The organism is Psychrobacillus sp. INOP01, from assembly GCF_018140925.1.
Taxonomy (GTDB): Bacteria; Bacillota; Bacilli; order Bacillales_A; family Planococcaceae; genus Psychrobacillus.
In genome coordinates this window covers 2,191,120-2,212,606 of sequence record NZ_CP073315.1, presented here as the reverse complement: position 1 = coordinate 2,212,606, position 21,487 = coordinate 2,191,120, and the positions used below count along the sequence as shown (strand labels likewise).

General features: G+C 37.1%; 23 protein-coding genes. All 23 read right to left on the bottom strand.

Annotated elements, in window-relative coordinates; translation table 11 throughout:
• Window positions 1–504 (bottom strand): spore cortex biosynthesis protein YabQ, encoded by a 504-nt coding sequence (gene yabQ, locus KD050_RS21520; protein ID WP_370627061.1) that lies wholly within the window; start codon window positions 502–504, stop codon window positions 1–3.
• A complete protein-coding gene (gene yabP / locus KD050_RS11205) occupies window positions 501–803 on the bottom strand; it encodes a sporulation protein YabP (protein ID WP_211892466.1) in 303 nt (100 codons plus the stop codon). Before yabP ends, yabQ begins: the two co-directional genes overlap by 4 nt.
• Window positions 804–1,154: 351 nt before the next feature.
• Window positions 1,155–1,445: an RNA-binding S4 domain-containing protein gene (locus tag KD050_RS11200; RefSeq protein ID WP_211892465.1), complete on the bottom strand. Its 291-nt coding sequence runs from the start codon at window positions 1,443–1,445 to the stop codon at window positions 1,155–1,157.
• A 7-nt stretch (window positions 1,446–1,452) separates the two neighbouring features.
• The gene (gene mazG, locus KD050_RS11195; RefSeq protein WP_211892464.1) at window positions 1,453–2,910 is read right to left on the bottom strand and encodes a bifunctional methyltransferase/pyrophosphohydrolase YabN; all 1,458 of its coding nucleotides are present in this window, start codon (window positions 2,908–2,910) and stop codon (window positions 1,453–1,455) included.
• Between the two features lie 13 nt (window positions 2,911–2,923).
• Complete coding sequence (locus tag KD050_RS11190) at window positions 2,924–4,534, bottom strand: putative polysaccharide biosynthesis protein (RefSeq protein WP_211892463.1); 1,611 nt, start codon at window positions 4,532–4,534, stop codon at window positions 2,924–2,926.
• Between the two features lie 238 nt (window positions 4,535–4,772).
• Window positions 4,773–5,060: a class I SAM-dependent methyltransferase gene (locus tag KD050_RS11185; RefSeq protein WP_211892462.1), complete on the bottom strand. Its 288-nt coding sequence runs from the start codon at window positions 5,058–5,060 to the stop codon at window positions 4,773–4,775.
• Between the two features lie 169 nt (window positions 5,061–5,229).
• On the bottom strand, window positions 5,230–6,264 hold the full coding sequence (locus KD050_RS11180; protein WP_211892461.1) for a serine hydrolase domain-containing protein: 1,035 nt from the start codon (window positions 6,262–6,264) through the stop codon (window positions 5,230–5,232).
• Between the two features lie 239 nt (window positions 6,265–6,503).
• Window positions 6,504–7,040 (bottom strand): stage V sporulation protein T, encoded by a 537-nt coding sequence (gene spoVT / locus KD050_RS11175; RefSeq protein ID WP_211896274.1) that lies wholly within the window; start codon window positions 7,038–7,040, stop codon window positions 6,504–6,506.
• Window positions 7,041–7,126: 86 nt separating this feature from the next.
• Window positions 7,127–10,660: a transcription-repair coupling factor gene (gene mfd, locus KD050_RS11170; protein ID WP_211892460.1), complete on the bottom strand. Its 3,534-nt coding sequence runs from the start codon at window positions 10,658–10,660 to the stop codon at window positions 7,127–7,129.
• 58 nt (window positions 10,661–10,718) lie between these two features.
• Window positions 10,719–10,955, bottom strand: coding sequence for an anti-sigma-F factor Fin (locus KD050_RS11165; protein ID WP_235753794.1), 237 nt, complete (start codon window positions 10,953–10,955; stop codon window positions 10,719–10,721).
• Window positions 10,956–10,997: 42 nt separating this feature from the next.
• On the bottom strand, window positions 10,998–11,561 hold the full coding sequence (gene pth / locus KD050_RS11160) for an aminoacyl-tRNA hydrolase (RefSeq protein WP_211892459.1): 564 nt from the start codon (window positions 11,559–11,561) through the stop codon (window positions 10,998–11,000).
• 89 nt (window positions 11,562–11,650) lie between these two features.
• Complete coding sequence (locus tag KD050_RS11155) at window positions 11,651–12,253, bottom strand: 50S ribosomal protein L25/general stress protein Ctc (protein ID WP_211892458.1); 603 nt, start codon at window positions 12,251–12,253, stop codon at window positions 11,651–11,653.
• Window positions 12,254–12,329: 76 nt separating this feature from the next.
• Entirely contained in the window at window positions 12,330–13,289 is a 960-nt protein-coding gene (locus KD050_RS11150) for a ribose-phosphate diphosphokinase (protein ID WP_211892457.1), read from the bottom strand.
• A 22-nt stretch (window positions 13,290–13,311) separates the two neighbouring features.
• A complete protein-coding gene (gene glmU, locus KD050_RS11145; RefSeq protein ID WP_211892456.1) occupies window positions 13,312–14,682 on the bottom strand; it encodes a bifunctional UDP-N-acetylglucosamine diphosphorylase/glucosamine-1-phosphate N-acetyltransferase GlmU in 1,371 nt (456 codons plus the stop codon).
• 251 nt (window positions 14,683–14,933) lie between these two features.
• Window positions 14,934–15,221 carry a septation regulator SpoVG gene (gene spoVG, locus KD050_RS11140; protein ID WP_211892455.1) on the bottom strand — a complete coding sequence of 96 codons (288 nt, stop codon included), beginning with the start codon at window positions 15,219–15,221 and terminating at the stop codon, window positions 14,934–14,936.
• Between the two features lie 191 nt (window positions 15,222–15,412).
• Window positions 15,413–15,784, bottom strand: coding sequence for a RidA family protein (locus KD050_RS11135; protein ID WP_211892454.1), 372 nt, complete (start codon window positions 15,782–15,784; stop codon window positions 15,413–15,415).
• Window positions 15,762–16,613 carry a pur operon repressor gene (gene purR / locus KD050_RS11130; protein WP_211892453.1) on the bottom strand — a complete coding sequence of 284 codons (852 nt, stop codon included), beginning with the start codon at window positions 16,611–16,613 and terminating at the stop codon, window positions 15,762–15,764. Before purR ends, KD050_RS11135 begins: the two co-directional genes overlap by 23 nt.
• 55 nt (window positions 16,614–16,668) lie before the next feature.
• Window positions 16,669–17,535 carry a 4-(cytidine 5'-diphospho)-2-C-methyl-D-erythritol kinase gene (ispE, locus tag KD050_RS11125; RefSeq protein ID WP_211896272.1) on the bottom strand — a complete coding sequence of 289 codons (867 nt, stop codon included), beginning with the start codon at window positions 17,533–17,535 and terminating at the stop codon, window positions 16,669–16,671.
• A gap of 440 nt (window positions 17,536–17,975) precedes the next feature.
• Window positions 17,976–18,152: a small, acid-soluble spore protein, alpha/beta type gene (locus KD050_RS11120; protein WP_211892452.1), complete on the bottom strand. Its 177-nt coding sequence runs from the start codon at window positions 18,150–18,152 to the stop codon at window positions 17,976–17,978.
• Window positions 18,153–18,280: 128 nt separating this feature from the next.
• A complete protein-coding gene (gene veg, locus KD050_RS11115; RefSeq protein WP_090570777.1) occupies window positions 18,281–18,544 on the bottom strand; it encodes a biofilm formation stimulator Veg in 264 nt (87 codons plus the stop codon).
• Between the two features lie 154 nt (window positions 18,545–18,698).
• Window positions 18,699–19,577, bottom strand: coding sequence for a 16S rRNA (adenine(1518)-N(6)/adenine(1519)-N(6))-dimethyltransferase RsmA (gene rsmA / locus KD050_RS11110; RefSeq protein WP_211892451.1), 879 nt, complete (start codon window positions 19,575–19,577; stop codon window positions 18,699–18,701).
• Window positions 19,578–19,580: 3 nt separating this feature from the next.
• The gene (gene rnmV, locus KD050_RS11105) at window positions 19,581–20,141 is read right to left on the bottom strand and encodes a ribonuclease M5 (protein WP_211892450.1); all 561 of its coding nucleotides are present in this window, start codon (window positions 20,139–20,141) and stop codon (window positions 19,581–19,583) included.
• A gap of 87 nt (window positions 20,142–20,228) precedes the next feature.
• Entirely contained in the window at window positions 20,229–21,440 is a 1,212-nt protein-coding gene (locus tag KD050_RS11100) for a resuscitation-promoting factor (RefSeq protein WP_211892449.1), read from the bottom strand.
• Window positions 21,441–21,487: the final 47 nt, after the last annotated feature.

Here is a 21,487-nt window from a genome sequence, read left to right as displayed (position 1 = left end):
CTATTTCAATTTTTTTGTGTACTTTCCATTATAACGGAAGTTCGGCTTTTTCTGAAGGGCCAAATGCCACGTTTTTTGAAATAAAAAATGAAATGGTTTGAAAATAAATGAGATGAGCATCCATATAAGATAAATAATTTTATTAACTACCATCCAAATGAAGCGAATTATCCACCAAATCGGTTGGATGATCAAATGTAAAAAGATTCTACCCATTAGCCGAAACACTGGCTGAAATAATTGATCGTATAAGAGAATACCTACTATTTGTGCAAGCGGATCATAAATTCTCCATACGCCATCTCGTACTTCAAAAAGTATATAAAAAGAACCTAGTCCAAGCATGATCCAAACAAATATTTCAAGAACTATACGATATTTATAAACGTAGGAACGCCTAGGGAAACTTCCCGTTACAAAGCGCGCCCCTTCGATTATTGCCCCTACCAATATCCCACTAAAGACCATTAGTAACAGACTAAAGAATTGTAATGAGAGCGTCATCCGAATAATTTATGAAGTAATCCTCTAGCGCCGTCTAAACTTTGCTCTTCATCATATTGCAATGCCCGAACGATTCCTTCCAATGTTAGTAATCCTTTATCAACATCCAGATGGACAATTTTTAAGTCTTCTCCTTTGATGTGAAGTATACCTTGAGAAGTTCTCACATAAAATTCTTGTTGATCGAATCGTTCAATAGATTTTACAGATGTCAGGTCCATACGCTTGCGATTTCTAAGTGAAATCAAGTGGTCCCCCGATGGAATTGTAATAGTTTGGTTTTCTGCTTGATATTGCATATATACTCTCTCCTCTCCTTGTCCTACTTTATTGTATGCGTATAAAAAAAAAGCATGACAACTACCATGCTTTTTTTCTTAATTTATAAGAGAATATAGAATTTCTAGTTAGTATTTAGCCAGATTCCAGCGTTTCTGGTATTTTGAAAAATTAGATTTACTAAATAACACTACTGATTTTCGTTTCAGGCGGACGCTTTCCGCGGGCGGTGTGATGTCCGTCACAACCAATATCACTAAAAATTCACTCGGCAATAATATTGCTACCTGTCTGTCCAAATTCCTTCGAAAACGATAGAAACAAGTTTTGATCTTAAAGGGCCAGGCATGTCTTTTGCTCGATTTTTCTTATTAATCTTCATCATCAATAAATTCTGGATCCACTTTTTCTAATCTCTCTTCTTTTGTAATCGTGAACATCAATGAGGCCTCATCTTTTTTCGCAGAGTCTCTAACCGCATCAACTGTTGCAGTTACTACTTTTTGTCCGAATCTGATCGACAGTTCGTCTCCAGCTTTTACATCTGAGCTCGCTTTTGCTACTTTCCCATTAATCGTTATTCTACCTTGGTCCGCTACTTCTTTCGCTAATGTTCTACGCTTAATAAGTCTTGAAACCTTTAAATATTTATCTAATCTCATTTGGTCACTACCTCTCTAATTTTTTTGCATCTTTCCAATATTGGTCTAGCTCTTCTAAAGTGTAATTAGAAAAGTCCCCTTTTCCATTCTTTACACTCTCCTCTACAAATTGAAACCTGCTTTTAAATTTCTTATTTGCTTGAATCATTGCCTGTTCTGGAGATAAATTATAAAAACGGGCTAAATTTACAATGGTAAATAACAAATCACCTAATTCATCTACTTGGGAGTCCTTCGTACCCTCTGCTAATTCTGTCTTAAATTCGCCTAATTCTTCCTCGAACTTTTCCCAAGCTCCAGAAACGTCTGGCCAATCAAAACCAACCTTCGCAACTTTCTTTTGATAATTAAAAGAAGTAAGTAGGGATGAATCTGCTCGCATTTCTCCTTCTAATAAGGAATCCCCAGAATCTCTATTTTCTTCGGACTTTATTTGCTGCCAATTACGTAGAACTTCCTCCGTGCTATCTGCTTTTACGCTACCAAATACATGTGGGTGTCTCCGAATCATTTTGTCTGCAATAGAGTTTAATACATCTTCCATACTAAAGTATCCGTTATCTTCCCCTATTTGAGCATGTAAAAACACTTGTAACAGGACATCCCCTAACTCTTCTACAATATGATCATCATCTTCCTCGTCAATCGCTTGTAGAAGCTCATAAACCTCTTCTACGGCGTATTTCTTTAAGGTTGTATGTGTTTGTTCCTTATCCCAAGGACACCCGTTAGGACTGCGTAGTTCAGCTACAATTTGACGAAGTGTTTGCCACTCTTTTAAACGATTTTCTTTTTCATAAATTGGCGGAACGTATAATGTAGTTAAATTATCTAACTTCATCACTCGGTCCAATTCGAATAGCGGAACCTTTGTTAAACTTTCAGCGGAAGACCCAGCAGCAGTGACGATCGTTACCTCATAATCATCTGGATATTTTTCCATAAGAGTTAACTTTACCTCGGAAGCACTAAATGCATCATATACTTGTCCAATTAACACATGCGCATTCATTTGAACTTCATCACGCTTGAAGCTAGTTCCGTCTAGTAATTGAAATCCTTCAATTGGATCAATTCGTAATGCGCCAAAAATCGGATCAAGGAAACTTTGTCCACCTTCTATATGGATTTTAACCTTCCCTTGCTTTTCTGCTTCGATTAAAAGCTGAACCGTTTGTTCGGCAACTAACGGATGCCCAGGTACGGCATACATAATCGAATGTTCCTCAGCCAATTCTAGAAGCTGTCGTACAATTTCTTCATAGACACCTTCGAATTGATCATTTTTTTCATACACAGCATCGAAACTTGTGAAGAAAAGGCCTTCTGCTCTTAATTCCTCCAAAACTGGGTGCTGCTCCGTTCGAACATACAAATACTCGGCTGTCTTCAACTTTTTATATATACCTAATGGCAGCTGGTCTAAATCACTTGCTCCAAGACCAATTATCGTAATTTCATTCATTTTGCTCACAACCTTACTTTTCTTTATTTAACCAAAGCTGAAAAGTGGCCATCCTTCTACCAAATGGCAATAGAAACCACTCTTTCTCTGCTATTACACGTCTTTTTGCTATGCTTACTAAAAAAATCGCGGCTCCTAACGTAACCGATGTTAACGAAATTACGATCGATTGAAGTCTACTAGAAAGATTATCAAATAACACAGCATCTCCCAATATTACATATACAATGACACAAACTATCATCAAAATGGTGGCTTTTGTAATTCCTTTATAGAAAGCTGCAGGAGCAAATTGGATATGCCAAGTCTTTTTAAAATAATAACACATCAACACGTAGATAATCGCTAAACTAACATTCCCTGAGATAGCCGCCCCTAATACCCCATACATAGGGACTAGCAAACTATTTAACAGCCACTTACACAGAACCCCAAGCAATAAGAAAAGCGTTGGAACCTTCACCATTCCACTTCCCTGTAGCATAGCCATTAAGGTAAGGATTAAAGACATCCATATAATTTGAAAAGAAAAAACCATTAAAGTCGTGGATTCCTCTTTTGTTTGAAATAGCATTTCATTGACATATGGAAGAACGACGATAAGTCCCATCGCTGCGGCAACCCCGAAGGTAAAGGCCACACGGTATGTAAGTTGCATAAATGGAACTGAAGTTCTCCCTGAACCTTTATTCATCCGATGCGCCACTAGCGGAACGATAGCCAAGGAAAGTGTAGAAGCTATAACAATTCCTAATTGGACAAGTGGTTGCCCTCGATCATAGACTCCTTTTTTCTCCATTGCTCTGTGTCTGTCCATGCCACTATCTATAAGGGCTTGGAAAACCGTAAACGAATCGACCAGCTGAAACAGTAAGAATAATAGGGCACTTATACTAGCACTAATACTAATGAGTGTTAAAGACTTCACGATTGGCCATACAGGTACATCTTGTTTTATCTTTTCTTTCTTTGTTTGCTTCATTGTTTTCCAATAAATAGAGGAAAGTAGTATGACACCCGCAAGTTCTCCTGCCACGGCACCGTACATAGCCATACTTCCAGCTCTATACAGATCAAAACTGTTGGAAACTATGAGCCATGTTCCAAATAAAATGACAAATACACGAACCACCTGCTCCACTACCTGCGCATAAGCAACCGGCTGCATGTGGCCATCCGATTGAAAGTCCCCCTTTAATACAGCAAGCATTGGCATCAGTAAAATTACGTAAGAACCAGCTTTTAATAACTGAGCGAGATTTGCATCGCCCATAGTTTCAGCTAAAAAGTCAGCACCCATAAACAATAAAATAAAAAATATAATAGAAATAAAAGCAATATAATAAAAAGCAATCTGCTTTACCCTTGGTACGGCGTAGTCATTCCCAAGCGCTTTATAATCCGATAAAATTTTAGACAACGCTACCGCAAAACCAAACGAAGTCCAAGTAGTGATAATGCCAATGAACGGATATACTTGTTGATAAATATAAAATCCTTCATCCCCCACTAAATTTTGAAAAGGCACCCGGTAAACAGCACTAAGTAGCTTGACGATAATAGCGGCAATCGTCAGCATAGCTGCACCCTTCATATAAGTTTTCATATTCCATTCATTACCCATAACTAATCCTACTTCCATAATACGATAGGAATATTATAACCCAGAAAATTGCAAGCGCCTATGTTAGCCCCGACTAGCGCTGGAAGGTCTTCGAGGAAAGGCGTCCTTTGCTGAGGGCAAGTCATTCTAAAATCGCTACATCGTGGTGCTCCTGCGCAAAGCTCGTCGCATGTTTACTTGCTTCCATCTGTGGCTTACTTACTGGCTTAAAGGGTTACTTGTTCCAAATTAACTTTATTTACGGAACCGATTGATATCCAAATGATAGAGTAAAAATCGCCCCAACAAATTTGTCTTTGTTAGGGCGATTTGTTTTATTTTTTCCTGATTTTAATACGGCAGGTGTTGCAAGCGCTCTTGCAAATCGCCCGTTTCCAGCACCTAATTCCAATACAGATTGAAACGTCTTTCCAACTTGTTCAATGATTTCAGCTGATAGAGACGTATCGTATTCACTTATTTTATGAGATGGAGAATATAATTCGAACTGTCGTTTATAGAAAGGCTTTACCCAATTTGATTCCATTTTCATTCCTCCTGTAATTTTTTATCATTACAGAGAAATCACTAAGTTGCGGATTCCCATGAAAAAAACACCTCCTAATCTTATAATATTAGCATAAAATTAATAGAATAATTAGTTAATTTCACATAAAATGCTATCCGTTTCTCGCCCTTTAACAACACTATACTTCTTAAATTATTAGAGATTTATATATTTCTCCTATAATTCCCTCTAATTGGTGAACACCCAATTCTGCATTCGTCATTATAACCGCGCCTTTCTCTTCATATGGAAGTGCCACCAACATACATTGGAAACCTACTCCCCAACCTAATGATGTAATTTCAATTTCTTTTTCTGTACCTTCTAGAAATACACCAAGTCCAGTCCAAGCCTTTCCTCCTTGGGGAGCTATCATTTCTTTTGCTTTGCTTGCAGAGATTCCAATCTTACTTTCTCCTCTTATTGCATCCATTAACTCCAGGACCACGTAAGCTAAATCTAAAGAAGTTGTCCATAAACCTGAAGCAGCTGGGTAAGGATATATAGGATATTTACCATCTACTAATTCACCGTTTTTGTTATGACCACAAGATATATCTTCTCTATTCACTTCCAAAATTGCTTTGTCTAATGTACTATTTTTCATTTTTAGTGGTCTAAAAATTTGTTCGTACATAACAACATTAAACGGTTTTCCAGTCAAATCTTCTATTAATAGCTGAATAATACAAAAACCTGCATCCGAGTAATGGAATTCACTTTCAGGCTCATACTTTACTTCAATAGACTCTTTACAAAAAGGGGTATTTCCCTCCAATAGTTCAACCATTGATGGAACTTTATTGGTATTGAGTTCAGAAAAACTATCTTCAGGATCTTTAATACCTGATTGATGACTAAGTAAATTTCGTAATGTCACTTTATTACTGATTGTTAATTTAGATTCAGGTATTTTCCACGAAACTAGCTTTTTGTTTACATCCTCATCTAAATCTAGAAGTCCTTGCTCTGTTAACTTTAGAACCAACATTGCTGTTAGGAACTTGCTAATGGAGCAAGCACTAAAAATAGAATTTCTGTTTACGCTTCTATTTGTTCCTGTCTCTAGCAAACCGTAGTTATCTGTAAGGTAAATTTGACGTTTATTGATTAATGTAATGCTTAAGCCTAGTACATTATAATGCTTCATACGCTCTTTAATGTTTATATTTGTTAATTCCATACGACACCCCTGTCCTTATTAACATAATATAACCATAACACGAATATACGTTCTTTTCTAGGTTAATATGTAGCTGAATTAACAGGTCGTGTCCTTTTATTTCTGGGTACTATTCACTTAAATAAAATCTGCGACGCCGACCGAAACCAGCTGCATCGCTTACTAGAAACTATCTCTAGTTCAAGGCACACAAAATTCTAAAAAAAAGTCTTCCTCTTTTGTAGAAGAGGAAGACTTTTTTAACTTTCCATTTGTTTTGCTAGAAAGTTTGCAGCAGTTTCAATTGACTTTAGTTCGGATTCTCCAATAAAATGTACTTTCGAAATGATGAATACAGCTCCAATTGGATCTCCTGAAGCGATAATGGGTGCAATGCAATAAGATTTAACTGTTTCGGTTACTCCTGGAATCCATTCAACCGAATTTTCATGTTTTTCTATTACAATAGAGCGCTTACCAATAATGTCTTCTACACCTGGGCTTAGTCTGCGATTTAAGTAATCCTTCTTTGAGAGTCCTGCTGCAGCAATCATCTCATCGCGGTCACTTATTAATACGGGAGTTCCTAAAGTTTCATATATGGTTTCCGCGTATTCCTTCGCAAAATCTCCAAGCTCACTGATTGGTGAATATTTTTTTAAGATTACTTCTCCTTCTCTATCCGTAAAAATTTCCAATGGATCTCCTTCTCGGATTCGAAGGGTTCGACGTATTTCTTTCGGAATTACTACTCTACCTAAATCATCAATACGACGTACGATGCCAGTTGCTTTCATGTAATATGCCTCACTTTCGACAGATTGGAAATTAAAGTTCATTTCTGCCATAGTATGCATCATATTACCAAAAAATATGCAAAGAGCTATTTAACCTCTTCTATTTCTTTTTTAGATTCGGGTAACAGTCTCATCATTTCTTCTAATACATCAAATGGATTGAACTTTCCTGTTTTACGTTCATCAATTGTCAGTACAAGACTGCCATTGTCCATATTAAAACCAACCGCACGTCCGTATTTCATAGATTCCTCTACAAGTTTTGCCCCATTAATAGCCTTAGTTCCTTCAGTACTTAAAGAAATCGAAACAATTTTATTTATTTCCTTAATAGACTGAACACCTACCTCTATACCCCAAATTTTCATACGTGCAATACGAAGTAATTTTTCTGCTTCGAGAGGAATATCTCCGAACCGGTCTTGTAATTCATCTATGAGGTCTAAGTACTCCTCTTCTTTTTCCATTCCTTTGACACGTTTATACATTTGAATCTTTTGATATCCATCTGGAATATATTCGTCAGAAATATAAGCATCCGTAGAGAGTGCAATTTCTATGTCTGGTAAATCCTCTTTTTTAATACCAGTACGTTTTTCTGCAATTGCGTCTTCCAGCATTTGCGTATAAAGATCAAATCCAACTGAGTCTATAAATCCATGTTGTTGGGAGCCCAATAAGTTTCCGGCACCTCGTATAGACAAGTCTCGCATGGCGATCTTAAATCCAGAGCCAAGCTCTGTAAATTCTTTAACGGCCTGCAATCTTTTTTCTGCAACATCTGTCAACACCTTGTCTCTTTGATGCATTAAATAAGCATAAGCAACACGATTGGAACGTCCTACACGACCTCGTAATTGATATAATTGTGATAGTCCCATTTTATCTGCATCTTGAATTATAAGTGTGTTTACATTTGGAATATCGATACCTGTTTCGATAATAGTCGTAGTCACTAAAACATCGTATTCTCCTTCTATAAAGCTGATAATAATGGACTCTAACTCCGTTTCACTCATTTGACCATGCGCAAACCCCACTCTAGCAGTCGGAACTAACATTTGTATTTCATCCACTTTTCTCGTAATGTCTTCCACCCGATTGTATAGATAAAATGCCTGTCCTCCACGTGCTAGTTCTCTTTCAATTGCTTCACGGACAAGTGCACCATTATGTTCCATCACATAGGTTTGTACTGGAAAACGGTTTTTAGGAGGGGTTTCAATGACAGATAAGTCACGTACTCCAATCATCGACATATGCAATGTACGAGGGATAGGTGTAGCTGTTAAAGTCATGACATCTACATTTGTCTTTAGCTGCTTGATCCGTTCTTTATGTTTTACACCAAATCGTTGTTCCTCATCCACAACGAGAAGACCTAAATCATGGTACTCCACATCTTTGGATAGAATTCGATGTGTACCTACTACTACATCAACTAATCCTTTTTTCAACCCATTAATCGTTTCACTTTGTTGTTTTTTGTTACGAAAACGGCTTAGTAGGCCTACTTCAATCGGAAAATCTTGAAAGCGCTCTATCATTGTTTCATAATGTTGCTGTGCCAATATAGTTGTCGGACAGAGAAAGGCCACTTGCTTTCCTTCCATGACAGCTTTAAATGCTGCACGTATTGCTACTTCGGTTTTACCGTAACCTACGTCTCCACATACAAGACGATCCATAGGTCTAGCCTTTTCCATATCTTTTTTCACTTCTTGAATAGTCCGGAGCTGATCATCCGTTTCCTCATATGGAAATGCCGCTTCAAAGGACTGCTGCATTTCACTATCTGGTTCAAACGCATATCCGACTTCCGCTTCTCTTTTTGCGTATAACTTTATTAACTCATCAGCAATATCTTGAACTGCTGCTGAAACCTTTGTTTTGGTCTTCTTCCAATCTGCTCCGCCCAGTTTGTGTAGCTTTGGATCTTTTTCACCAGACGCAACATATTTTTGAATGAGATCTATTTGATCGACGGGAACAAATAATTTATCCTCGCCACGATACCGAATATGAAGATAGTCTTTATGAATTCCATTAACATGCAACGTTTCAATTCCAATATATTTCCCAATACCATGGTGTATATGTACAACATTATCTCCAGGTTTAATCTCGGAGTAACTTTTAATACGCTCAGCATTCGTTACCTTCTGGGCTCTCGCTTTTTTCTTATGCCTTTGTTTAAACAGCTCGGAATCGGTAATAACAGCTATTCGTTGTAATGGAAGTTCAAAACCAGCTTCTAAATCACCCTCCACGATAAAAATACCAGGTGATTTCATATCACTAGCAGAAGCACCAATTTGCGAAGTAATCTCGTAATCTTCTAATACTGCATGTATTTTTTGGATACGGTCTTTGCCATCTGCAAGTATAAATAAGCGAAACTTTCCTTGGGTAAATCGTTCTATTTCATTTTTCAATAAATGCATTTGGCCATGGAAGTTTTGCATCGGTTTACAAGAAAAACTAATATTCTTTTTAATCGTAATTCCAGAAAAAGTACGAGAAAACAACGAAAAATACAGCTTTTCATTGGAAAACATCTGAATAATTTCTTTCAGACTAAAAGAAGGTTTTACACGATGTACAGTTTTTCCTTCTTCTAACAAAGAAAGGATCCAATCATTTTCTTCTCTTTCCAAAGTTTCTGTCACTTCTTGAATTCTTCCAAGCTCGTCAAATAAAACCATTCCATTTTCGTTAAAATAGTTTCCTAAAAAACTATTATTCTCTTCCAATAAAGAGACATACTTCATATATTCTTTTGGTTGCTCGCCTTGCTTTAAAAGCTCGATATCTTGTTGAATATTTTGATAGAAAAGATCCTTCACTTCCGGAATTTTAACTTTTTCTAAACTCTCCGCTAATGCTTCTTCCAATTTATGAGCTAATAGAAGTTTCTTTTCTTCAGTTAGCACGTATTCGGTTGCCGGTAGAATTCGTATATCTTTCCGTTTTTCTAACGAACGCTGATCTTCTGCAGAAAATGTACGAATAGAGTCCACTTCTGTATCAAATAGTTCTATACGAATAGGGTTTTCTAGATATAGTGGATAGATATCGATAATTCCGCCTCGCAAAGCGAATTCTCCAGGGGCAGTAACCATTGGCTGGCGTACATATCCCATATTCACTAGTCTTTGTAAAAAAGAATCTAAGCTAACTTCTTCACCTTCCGTAATAGAAATGCTGCTAGCTTGCCAGTCCTTTTTAGTCGGCATATGTTTTTTAAGACCTGCAATTGGAACAATATAAACACCATTATCATGCGTTAACATGTGATCTAATGCTTCTAGTCTTTGTGCGCGAAGTTCTGGACTAGTAATAGATATATCAGCTGCAATTAGCTCATCAGCGGGATATAGACGGACAAGGTCCTCACCAATTAGTTTTACTAAATCCTCGGTCAGTTTTTGAGCATGTAGTAGGTTAGGCGTTACAATCAGTATAGCTCGCTGTCGTGTTTTATATAGCATGTTGGTAAATACAGCTCTTGCACTAGAAGTAAGGCCGGTTATTAGCTGTTGGTCACTACCACTCTCCAACTCTTTTACTAGCTTTTGTATTTGTGTATCTTCGAGCAATAAATTACTTAAAGGTTCCATCTGTGTACCCCCAATCTAAATAGAAAAAGGCTTTGTGCACGAAAACGTGCCAAAGCATTTACTGTATCCACTTTTTTAACGCATAGTAATTTGGAAACTTTTGAAGGGAATCCTGACACTCTTCACAAATACACTGCACAGTGTAGTCTCCTTCTGCTCCATTTTCAATATATATATGTTGTTCTTCTTGGGTAATCTCATGTTTTTGTAAAAACTGGTCATCTATGCGATCAAATGGCAACTGCCCAATCTCTGTTTCACAATGGCGACATTTATAACGAATTGGCATGGCCATTAAAACCTCCTTTTTAGGAAGTATAGACCTTTTCTTCACTTTTTATGCACCATTGTATGTATTCATTACATCTAAAAATTTTTTTACAAACCAATCTTCGCAAGCGTCAGCACTATTTTTCACCGCTTGTATGATTTCTATTTTTTCATCATCATTAAATTTGGATAGAACATAGTCGGGAACCTTCATCCCATTGTTAGGACGATCCACGCCAATACGGATTCGATTAAATTCCTGCGAACCTAAGTGTTGGATGATCGATTTAATACCATTATGTCCACCTGCACTACCTTTTTGACGTAGACGTAATTTACCGACCTGTAAGTCTAAATCATCATAAATAACGACTATTTCATCATCATTCACATCGTAGTAATCCATCAGAGGTATAATACATTCACCAGAAAGGTTCATATACGTTAATGGTTTTAAAAGCATAACCTTTTCAGCACCAATATGACCAATGCCGTACATTCCATTAAATTTAGACTGTGTAAGTGGTATATTTAATCGTTTAGAAAGTTCATCAATTACATGAAACCCAATATTATGGCGAGTAGCTTCATATTGTTTTCCAGGATTTCCAAGACCAACGATAATTTTCATTTTCGTTCCATTCCTTTATTACAATTTTTTATTAATTTTACCATATTCAAAACAAAAGAGGTTGCCTTAGGACAACCTCTTTTGTTTTATTATTCTTCTGTTGTTGTTTCTTCAGTCTCTGACTCAGACTCAGACTCCTCAGTTTCTTCTTCCACTCGAGGTGCTGATACTGTAACCAATGTATAGTCATCTTCGTTCGTTATTGGATAATTAACTTTGTCTCGAACATCTGCTACGGTCAATGTATCTCCGATAGCCATGCCAGATACATCAATATCAATACTATCAGGGATATCTGAAGGTTTCACTGTAATAGTAACTTCACGATTTGGCTGTTGTAGCATGCCGCCCTCTGAAACGCCAACTGAATCTCCCATCACGTTAACTGCAACATTTACTTCTAACTCTTCCTTCATATTGATCGCTAAAAAGTCAGCATGAATCATTTGTCCTTTTAGAATATTCATCTGATAATCACTCAACACAACGTTTACTGATTTACCATCAACATCAAGCTTCATGACACCATTACGACCGACCTCGCGAAGTGTTTTTGTAAAATCCTTTTCATTAACTGCAATGGACTGGGATTCTATTTCAAAGCCGTATACAATCGCTGGGATAAACCCACTGTTTCGAAGTTTTGCATTCTCTTTTTTATCACGTTTTTGTGTTTTTACAACTGTGCTCATAATATTCTCCATCCTCCCGAAGTGCGTTCTATAAATATAAATACCCATCTTCAGAAGAATTCAAACATTTTAAAGATCAATCAAATAATGTACTAACTGATTTCTCTTCGAAAACTCGTACAATTGCATCACCCAATAATTTAGCAACAGACAATTCTTTAATCTTTGGTGACATTTTATCGTCAGCTAATTGAATAGAGTTTGTAATCACTAGCTCTTTAATAACTGAGTTATCAATACGTTCAATTGCCGGACCAGATAACACTGGGTGCGTACAGCAAGCATAAACTTCTTTTGCTCCACTTTCCATCAATGCCGCTGCTGCGATGGAGATTGTTCCAGCTGTATCAATAATATCGTCGATTAAAATAGCCGTTTTTCCTTCTACGTTACCTACGATGTTCATAACCTCTGCCACATTTGGACGTGGACGACGTTTATCAATAATTGCGATTGGTGCTTTTAAACGATCTGCCATTTTACGGGCACGTGTTACTCCACCATGATCAGGAGAAACTATAACTAACTCGGCAGGATCAAAGTTTTTACCTAAGAAGTAATCGGATAATATTGGAGCAGCAACTAAATGATCTATTGGAATATTAAAGAATCCTTGAATTTGAGGAGCATGTAGATCAAGAACGATTGCACGAGTTGCACCCGCAGTTGTTAATAAGTCTGCTACAAGTTTAGCTGTGATTGGTTCACGAGCACGTGCTTTTCTGTCTTGACGTGCATATCCGTAATAAGGGATTACTACACTAATTGTACGAGCTGAGGCACGTTTTAGTGCATCAAGCATTATTAATAATTCCATAATATGTTCGTTTACAGGACCTGAAGTTGATTGAACAATGAATACATCGCATCCACGAATACTTTCTTCGATATTGATCTGTACTTCACCATCACTAAATCTAGTAACTGTACTTTTACCTAGAGGTACTCCTACTTCTTTTGCGATTTCTTCTGCTAATTCCTTATTGGAATTTAGTGTAAAGATTTTCAACTTCGAATTTGCATATTGTTCTGGCATGATAGTCCTCCTGGATAATAGGTTATTTTATATTTAGTTTGTTCACGTAGCCATCTTTGTTCTCTTGTCGCGCTCTTGCAATTGCAAGTGCTTCACCAGGTACATCTTTTGTAATAGTTGACCCAGCTGCCACATAAGCTTTTTTACCAATAGTTACTGGTGCTATTAAGTTAGAATTACAACCGACAAATGCATCGTCCTCGATTGTTGTGATAAATTTATTTTTTCCATCATAATTCACTGTAATTGTTCCACAACCAACATTGACATTAGTTCCAATCGAAGCATCACCCATATAGCTTAAGTGAGAGATTTTACTTCCGTTGCCTACTGTTGACTTTTTCACTTCTACAAAGTTACCGATCTTCACGTCATCTCCAACATCAGATTGTGGTCGAATATGGGCAAACGGACCAATTGAGGTATGATTACCAACTTCGCTGGATAATATAACTGACGAGTGTATGGTTGTTTCATCACCAATAATACTAGATACGATGTGGCTATTCGGACCAATCGTACAGTTCATGCCAATTATTGTTTTGCCTTCAATGATAACTCCAGGTTGAATAACTGTATCTGCTCCAATTACAGCTTCACTACTGATATATGTATTTCTAGGATCAATGATTGAAACGCCTTCACGCATATGGTGCCTTGCAATACGAAAACGCATAGTCTCTTCTGCTTGAGATAAAGCAATGCGATCATTCACGCCTAATATTTCTTCGAAGTCATTTGCAGCATATGCTGAGATAATTTCGTTTTCTTTTTGTAAGATTTCAATAACATCTGGCAAATAGTATTCGCCTTGTGCATTATTATTATTAACTAGCTTTAATGATTTAAATAGTGCTTCATTGTCAAAACAATATGTCCCTGAGTTAATCTCACGTACAAGTTGTTCCTCTGCAGAAGCATCTTTTTGTTCTACAATACTTTGAACACTACCACCTATAGAACGAATAACTCTACCGTAACCAGTTGGATTCTCGGCAATTGCTGTTAAAATTGTCGCTTTTGCCCCCGTTGAGTTATGGTGTTCTAACAAATCATTCATTGTTTTTGGCGTTATAAGTGGGGTATCTCCACAGATAACAATAGTCGTTCCAGTTAAGTTTTTCAGCACTTCTTCCGCCTGTAAAACAGCATGAGCTGTTCCTAACTGTTCTTCTTGAAGAGCATATTCACTTCTCGTTCCCAGTCCACGTTGTACATCTTCTGCTCCGTGTCCTACGATTGTAACGATTTTTTCTACGCCAAGTTGTTCCATGTTTGCTACAACATGTTCTACCATTGGCTTCCCACATACAGGATGTAATACTTTATATAAACTAGACTTCATACGTGTACCTTTACCGGCAGCTAATACAACCGCATAAGTATTTGTCATTTTTCAAGTTCCCTCCAGTGGGCTAATTTACTCTTTTGACTATAGCCGAAATGAGGCGAGATTTCAAGGAAATATCTCTTGACAAATACATGACAAAACAAGTAATATAGGTGAATTTCTTGAAGAATCGGCTAAATTATCCTTGTTTTTCTGAAGTTCAAGGAAAACGATGTTTTTCAGGTGTTAAAATTTCCCTTTTATTACACAACAAAAAAACCATCTCCCTTTAAGAAATGGTTTTTACTTTCCCGTTATACAGTTGGCTCACCAATTTTTTCTTCAACCTCACTACTTAAATGATAAGCATAAAGGATAGCTTCTTGGATTTTCGTGCGCGTTCCCACGTTAATCGGGTGAGCAATATCTCTAAATTCACCTTCTGTCGTTCTTTTACTTGGCATCGCTACAAACAAACCATTATTTCCATCTATTACTCGAATATCATGCACAACAAACTCGTTATCCAACGTAATGGAAGCGATAGCCCTCATACGGCCATCAGTCACTACTTTACGTAATCTTACGTCCGTTACTTCCATTCTCTCACCACCCTTTTTCTAAGTTACAAATATCTCTATCTATTTGTTATTCCACAAAAACTTCCTAAATCCTTCTTTCAAATAAGAATATTTTTAATATTTTAATAATATATTTTACTTGTTTCAACTTTATCTTTTAAATAGACAAATAAAAAAAGCGTTCTCCGAAGAAAACACCTTTAATCTAACTTTTACACTACTGCGATTACTTCAATTTCTACCTTTACATCTTTTGGTAGTCTTGCAACTTCTACTGCAGAACGTGCGGGCTTGTGGCCTGCAAAATGTTTATCATAAGCTTCGTTAAATTCAGTAAAATCATTCATGTCTTTTAAAAAGACTAATGTTTTTACTACTTGAGATAATGACGAGCCTGCTTCTGTAAGTACTGCCTCTAAATTAGCAAAAACCTGTGCAGTCTGTTCTGTAATAGAGCCTTCCACTACTTCTCCTGCAGGAGTTAACGGAATTTGACCTGAACTATAAAACATTCCATTCACAATCATTCCTTGTACGTATGGACCGATTGCTGCAGGTGCATTAGTTGTTGATACTGCTTTCATCTAATTTTCCACCTTTCTCAAAGTAATTACCTTGTGTTAAAGCAATTGTACCATCTTTTTCATTGACTTCATGAAGCTTAACTAGAGATAAATAATCTTCTACCAATTGTTCCCCTTGATGCTCTGCTTCTACCAATACAGCAATTCCAGCTAACTCACAATTGAATTCCCCTAATAAACTCTTCATCCCATTAATCGTTCCTCCGACTTTCATGAAGTCATCAGTGATTAAAACACGTTGTCCCTTTTCCATGCTTCTTTTGGAAAGAACCATCGTTTGGATGCGTCGTGCCGAGCCCGATACATAATTTATACTTACTGTCGGACCCTCCGTTACTTTACTATCTCTTCGCACAATGACTACAGGTACATTTAAATGTCTCGCTATAGCATGGGCAATTGGTATACCCTTAGTAGCTACCGTCATAATGGCATCAATTTTTGCATTAGCAAATGCGGATGCGAATACTTTACCGATTTTATTCATCAATGATGGGTTTCCTAACAGGTCCGTCATATACAAATACCCGCCAGGTAATAATCGATCCACTTTAGAAAGCTGCTCCATCAAATCTTCCGCTATTTCTAAGACATCTACTTCTGTCATCGTTGGAATGAACTTGACTCCACCGGCTGCACCTGGAACAGTAACAAGTACACCTCTGCCTCTTTCTTCAAATGTTTCTTTCACAATGGTCAAATCCTCACTTATGGAAGATTTAGCAGATTGATATAAAGAAGCAAAGAATGTTAAAGGGATTAATTTATGCGGATGCTCCATAAGATATTGTGTCATATCTACAAGTCGTTCACTTCTTTTCCATTTCATACCTTCACCTCCAAAGACGAATGTTTTATAGAAAACTTACCACAAACATCCGGATTTAAGCAAGCGGTTCCCGATCACCCATTAAACGGACTGCATATACTTCGTCGCAGAATCCACGGAGACCATTATATATTCTATGTACTCTCGTCTCCTGATCGACTATCCCAAACACAGTTGGTCCACTTCCACTCATCAAAACAGCATCGGCTCCGAATTTTTTCATCTGCTCTTTTAAACCAGCAACCTCTGGGTATAGTTTGAGTGTTACATCCTCCAACACGTTTCCAACAGAAGCACACATTAGATCAAAGTCCTTCTGCTGAATAGATTCGATCATTTGAGCAGTGTTCGGATGTTTTATTTCGTTTACTTTTAGATTACCATAAATATCTGCAGTCGATACCCCGAGTGTCGGCTTCGCAAGGATGATCCAACAATTGGCTGGAGAAGGAAGTTCTTGTATCCTCTCTCCTCTACCTGTTGCTAAAGCAGTTCCTCCGTAAACGCAAAATGCCACATCGGAGCCAATTTTTGTTCCTATCTCAGCAAGTTCATCTAAAGAAAGACCTAATTCCCAAATAATATTTAATCCTTTTAAAGTTGCTGCTGCGTCACTACTACCGCCAGCTAGTCCAGCCGCTACAGGAATATTCTTTTCGATTGTAATAGAAACTCCCTTTTTCACTCGATAGATGTCCTTCAGAATCTTTGCGGCCTGATATGCTAGATTCCGATGATCATTTGGAACAAAGCGGTCCACGGATAATATATGTATTGCTCCATCTTCTCTTACCTCTAATCCTATACGGTCAGCTAAATCCACTGTTGTCATAATCATTTCTACTTCATGGTAACCGTCTGGACGCTTATGTAGTACATCTAGTGTTAGATTTATTTTAGCAGGTGCTTTTACGTAATACATTTCATCTGCTCCTTTTCCCAAATATGTTGTCCCCTATTTTAACACAATGCATAAGGAATGCGGAAGTGAGATACAGTAGCCCCTAATTGGTAAAAAACATAGGTTATAAGCAGAAATAAAGCAAAGACTTATTTATAATCTATATTAATAATCTATGAGATTGTTTTTCTATAATCTCTGACAAAACAATGGTGGGTTTCTACTTTCACACTTCCAAGAGGCTCGGTTCTCGCCCGCGGGAAGCGTCCGCCTGCGGAAATCAGTGACATTATTTCATAAACCTATTAGTTAAAATACATACAGAAAACCGAATTCTTGGCACCCAAAAATTTGTACTTTTATTTAAAGAAAAGACGGATTGCTCCGTCTTTTCTATGTGCTAGTTGTTCTTTAGTTTTGTCCCTCGTGTGCATTAGTACTATGAATACTATGGCACATGCTTATTTACTTGGTGATTTCATTTGCTGTTCTGCCATTTCAATTGCTCGCTTCACCATATTACCTGCATCACGTGATTTAATTCCTCCCCAGCCCTCGGTTTTGACTACCTCATAAAATCCAAGATCCTTGGCTATCTCTTCTTTTAATTCTTTAGACATTATCCCTTTTCTAGACATAGGTGAATCCTCCTTTGGAACAACTAGCTTTTTTAGTATGTCCGCAAACCAAAAGAAAACCCCTTTTCTAATAAAATAGAAAAGGGGTTTTTAAAATTATAAAAATAAAAGATAAAAGTTCTAAAAAATCATTTTACAACAATTAAATTATTTGCTTCGTCAAAAATAGTGATTTCTACTGCTTCGGTCAAAACATCTGCATAACTATAAGATACACGTTCAAAAGAGTTTTCATCTTGATCCAAATCGATAACAAATACTGCATGATATGTCTCTCTAAGTACACCCGCACGCTCAATTGTTTTCTTACGTCCTCCGTTTGCTTTTAATTGCAAACGTTTGCCTAAATGATGATCTAATGACTTCTTAATATCAGCTAAAGTTTTTGGCATTTCGCATACACCTCACTGATTACTATCTTACCACCGTTTTAAAATTTTGTCAAACAAAATATTTTAACAATCATCCTATATAGTTGTCAACGTTTTTATTTGTCAGCCATACTTATTTTTTTTATAAATATTACTTATTTTGTAACAAGTATGATTAATGAAATTCTCCATATAGTTCATTGGATAATTTCCCGAACTCTTCTATGCTTAAAGTTTCTCCACGTCTAGTTGGGTCTACGCCTACTTTTTCTAAAGCTTGAATAATAAGATCTTTCTTTGCCTTTCCGTTTGGTAGTGATGACTGCAGGTTATTAATAATCGTTTTTCTTCGTTGAACAAAAGAACCACGAGAAACTTTAAATAAGAATTCCTCATCGATTACTTGAATTGGTGGTGCTTCACGGCGAGTTAGTTTAATAACTGCTGAATCTACGTTTGGTTGTGGCATAAACACCGCTTTAGGGACAATCATCGCTATTTCTGCTTCCATGTAGTACTGAATAGCAATGGACAAAGACCCATATGCTTTAGTTCCTGGTGATGCGGTAATTCGATCAGCCACTTCCTTTTGCATCATGACAACCATCCCACGAATAGGAAGACGATCCATTAACAGTTTCAACAATATTGGCGTCGTTACGTAGTAAGGTAAATTGGCTACAACCATAACATCCTTGTAGTTTTGGAGCTGATCTTCAAATATTTGTAGAACATTCGCTTCTAATATATCTGCGTGAATAATTTCTACGTTATCGTATGGCGATAATGTATCTGCTAAAACAGGTAACAGTCTTTGGTCAATTTCAAATGCAACAACTTTTCCTGCAGTTCTCGCTAAATGTTCCGTTAATGCTCCAATACCTGGTCCAATTTCAATTGCAGCAGAATCCTTCGTAAGATCCGCATGACTTACAATATTACGTAAGATATTTGGATCAATTAAAAAGTTTTGCCCTAAGCTTTTTTTGAATGAAAAACCGTATTTCTTTAATATCTCTTGTGTACGTATTGGTGTCGCTATATCTTTTTGCATATATTATTTTTCCTCCATATTGAGTTGTGCAATCGCTTCTTCAACTTGCTGCTGACTAATTTGAAAAATGGATAGCCGTTTCTGTAACTGTTTTCCATTGGTGTAGCCAATCTTCAATAGCTCTCCCAATCTGGTCCTTCTTTCCTTCGAATGAGGATGACCTATTAATTGTCCATCAACTAATATCGATAGTGGTATTTCGGAAAACGTTTCTTTGTCCGATTTCGGGGTATAAACATTAGAAAGAGCAATGCGAATATCTTCGTCCTTTGCGTGTTCGATCCCTAAACCCTTTCCATTTTTTGCAATTGTTTTTTCTTTGGACAAAAATGCGTGTTTCACACCTGGAACTTGTTCTTCGATAATAGCACGGATCCGTCTTCCTGGATAATCTGGATCAGTAAAAACAATGACTCCTCGTTTATCTTGTGCATGTTGGATTTTCATTAGTGTTTCTTTAGAAATGGCTGAACCATTGGTTTCAATAGTATCGGCTTCTACAGAACGTTTTATGGCTGTTGTATCATCTTTTCCTTCAACAACTATTATTTCTTTTATTTGCAACCGGTTTTCCTCTTTTCTGTCTTTCTGCTATATCTATCATAACGCAAAAAAGCTCTCCCAATCAACGAAAGGGAAAGCAGCTAATGATTAGTTCAAAACTTTCACAAGTACTTTTTTGCGACCGAAGTCATATGCCTGCGATTTAGAAGGCATGAATAAGTCTATTTTGTTTCCTTTGATAGCTCCACCAGTATCTCCAGCTACCGCATAACCATAGCCTTCTACCCATACTTTTGAACCCAGTGGAATAACACTAGGATCTACAGCAATAACCTTCAAGTTAGGATTAGATTTCAAATTAACTCCTGTCGCAGTTATGCCAGAACATCCATTACAATAAGCGGTATAAGCAGTCGCAGTCGCATAAAATTCTTTTCCTCCAGATGGAGCTGCTGATGAATTTGCTCCACGTGAAACACTAGCAGTCACTACTTTCGTTCCGACTGCCACTACTTTTTTAGTTGGTTCTTTAATCGTCTTCTCGCTCACCATATTACGAGAGACCTCTTTACCATTTTCTTTCACTACTTCATAAGTCCGTGAGACAGTTCCATTTACACCGGTTTGTACTACTTTTTCTTTCCCTTTTAGTAGCGAGTCTTCTTTTTTCGTTTCTACAGCAAATTTTGTTTCTTCTTCAACTACATCGGTGACCTTTTCTACTCGCACTACTTGTATTTCAGAATTCGGGACTACTACTTCATCCATTTTCTGTTCTACTCGGTCGAATTCACTCAATTGAATGTTATGTTGTTTTAAAAAGTCAGCGACCGTAGTCGAAGTGGACCATACCTTCTTCACTTCACCGCCATCTAAAAGCTTTACTCCAAATGCTTTTTCAATAGCAATTTTGTTATCGGGTCCAACCTCTGCATTTGCAGCAGGTGTTATAGCATCATGTTCAGTAACTGCAACATTTGCCTTTGCGAGTATTTCTGAAACTAAGTCATCAGTAGCTATAAGAGTTTGAATTTCTCCATCTACCGTGATTTCTATTTGTCTTGCCTGCTCCCACTCAATCGACAAATTATTTTCGATTGATGTGTTCACTGAGGGATATAAAAAGTCTTCATTGGCTACTACTATTTGATGATCATCTAATAATTCACCAACTGTATTTGCATGCGTTAATATTTCTTGTTGTTCACCATTAACTGTTAAAGCAACAGTTTTCTTTGTTCCTTCGAATAAAACGAAAGAAACGACTGCAAGAAACAATAGTAAGGATACTACAGTTACTAAGGTTTGCTTGCTCCTCAATGAATGAAAGAACAGGTTTTTCATGGAATTATTTGACATGAAAAACGCCTCCTTGTTCACTCGTGTGATTATATAGAGTCCTAAAG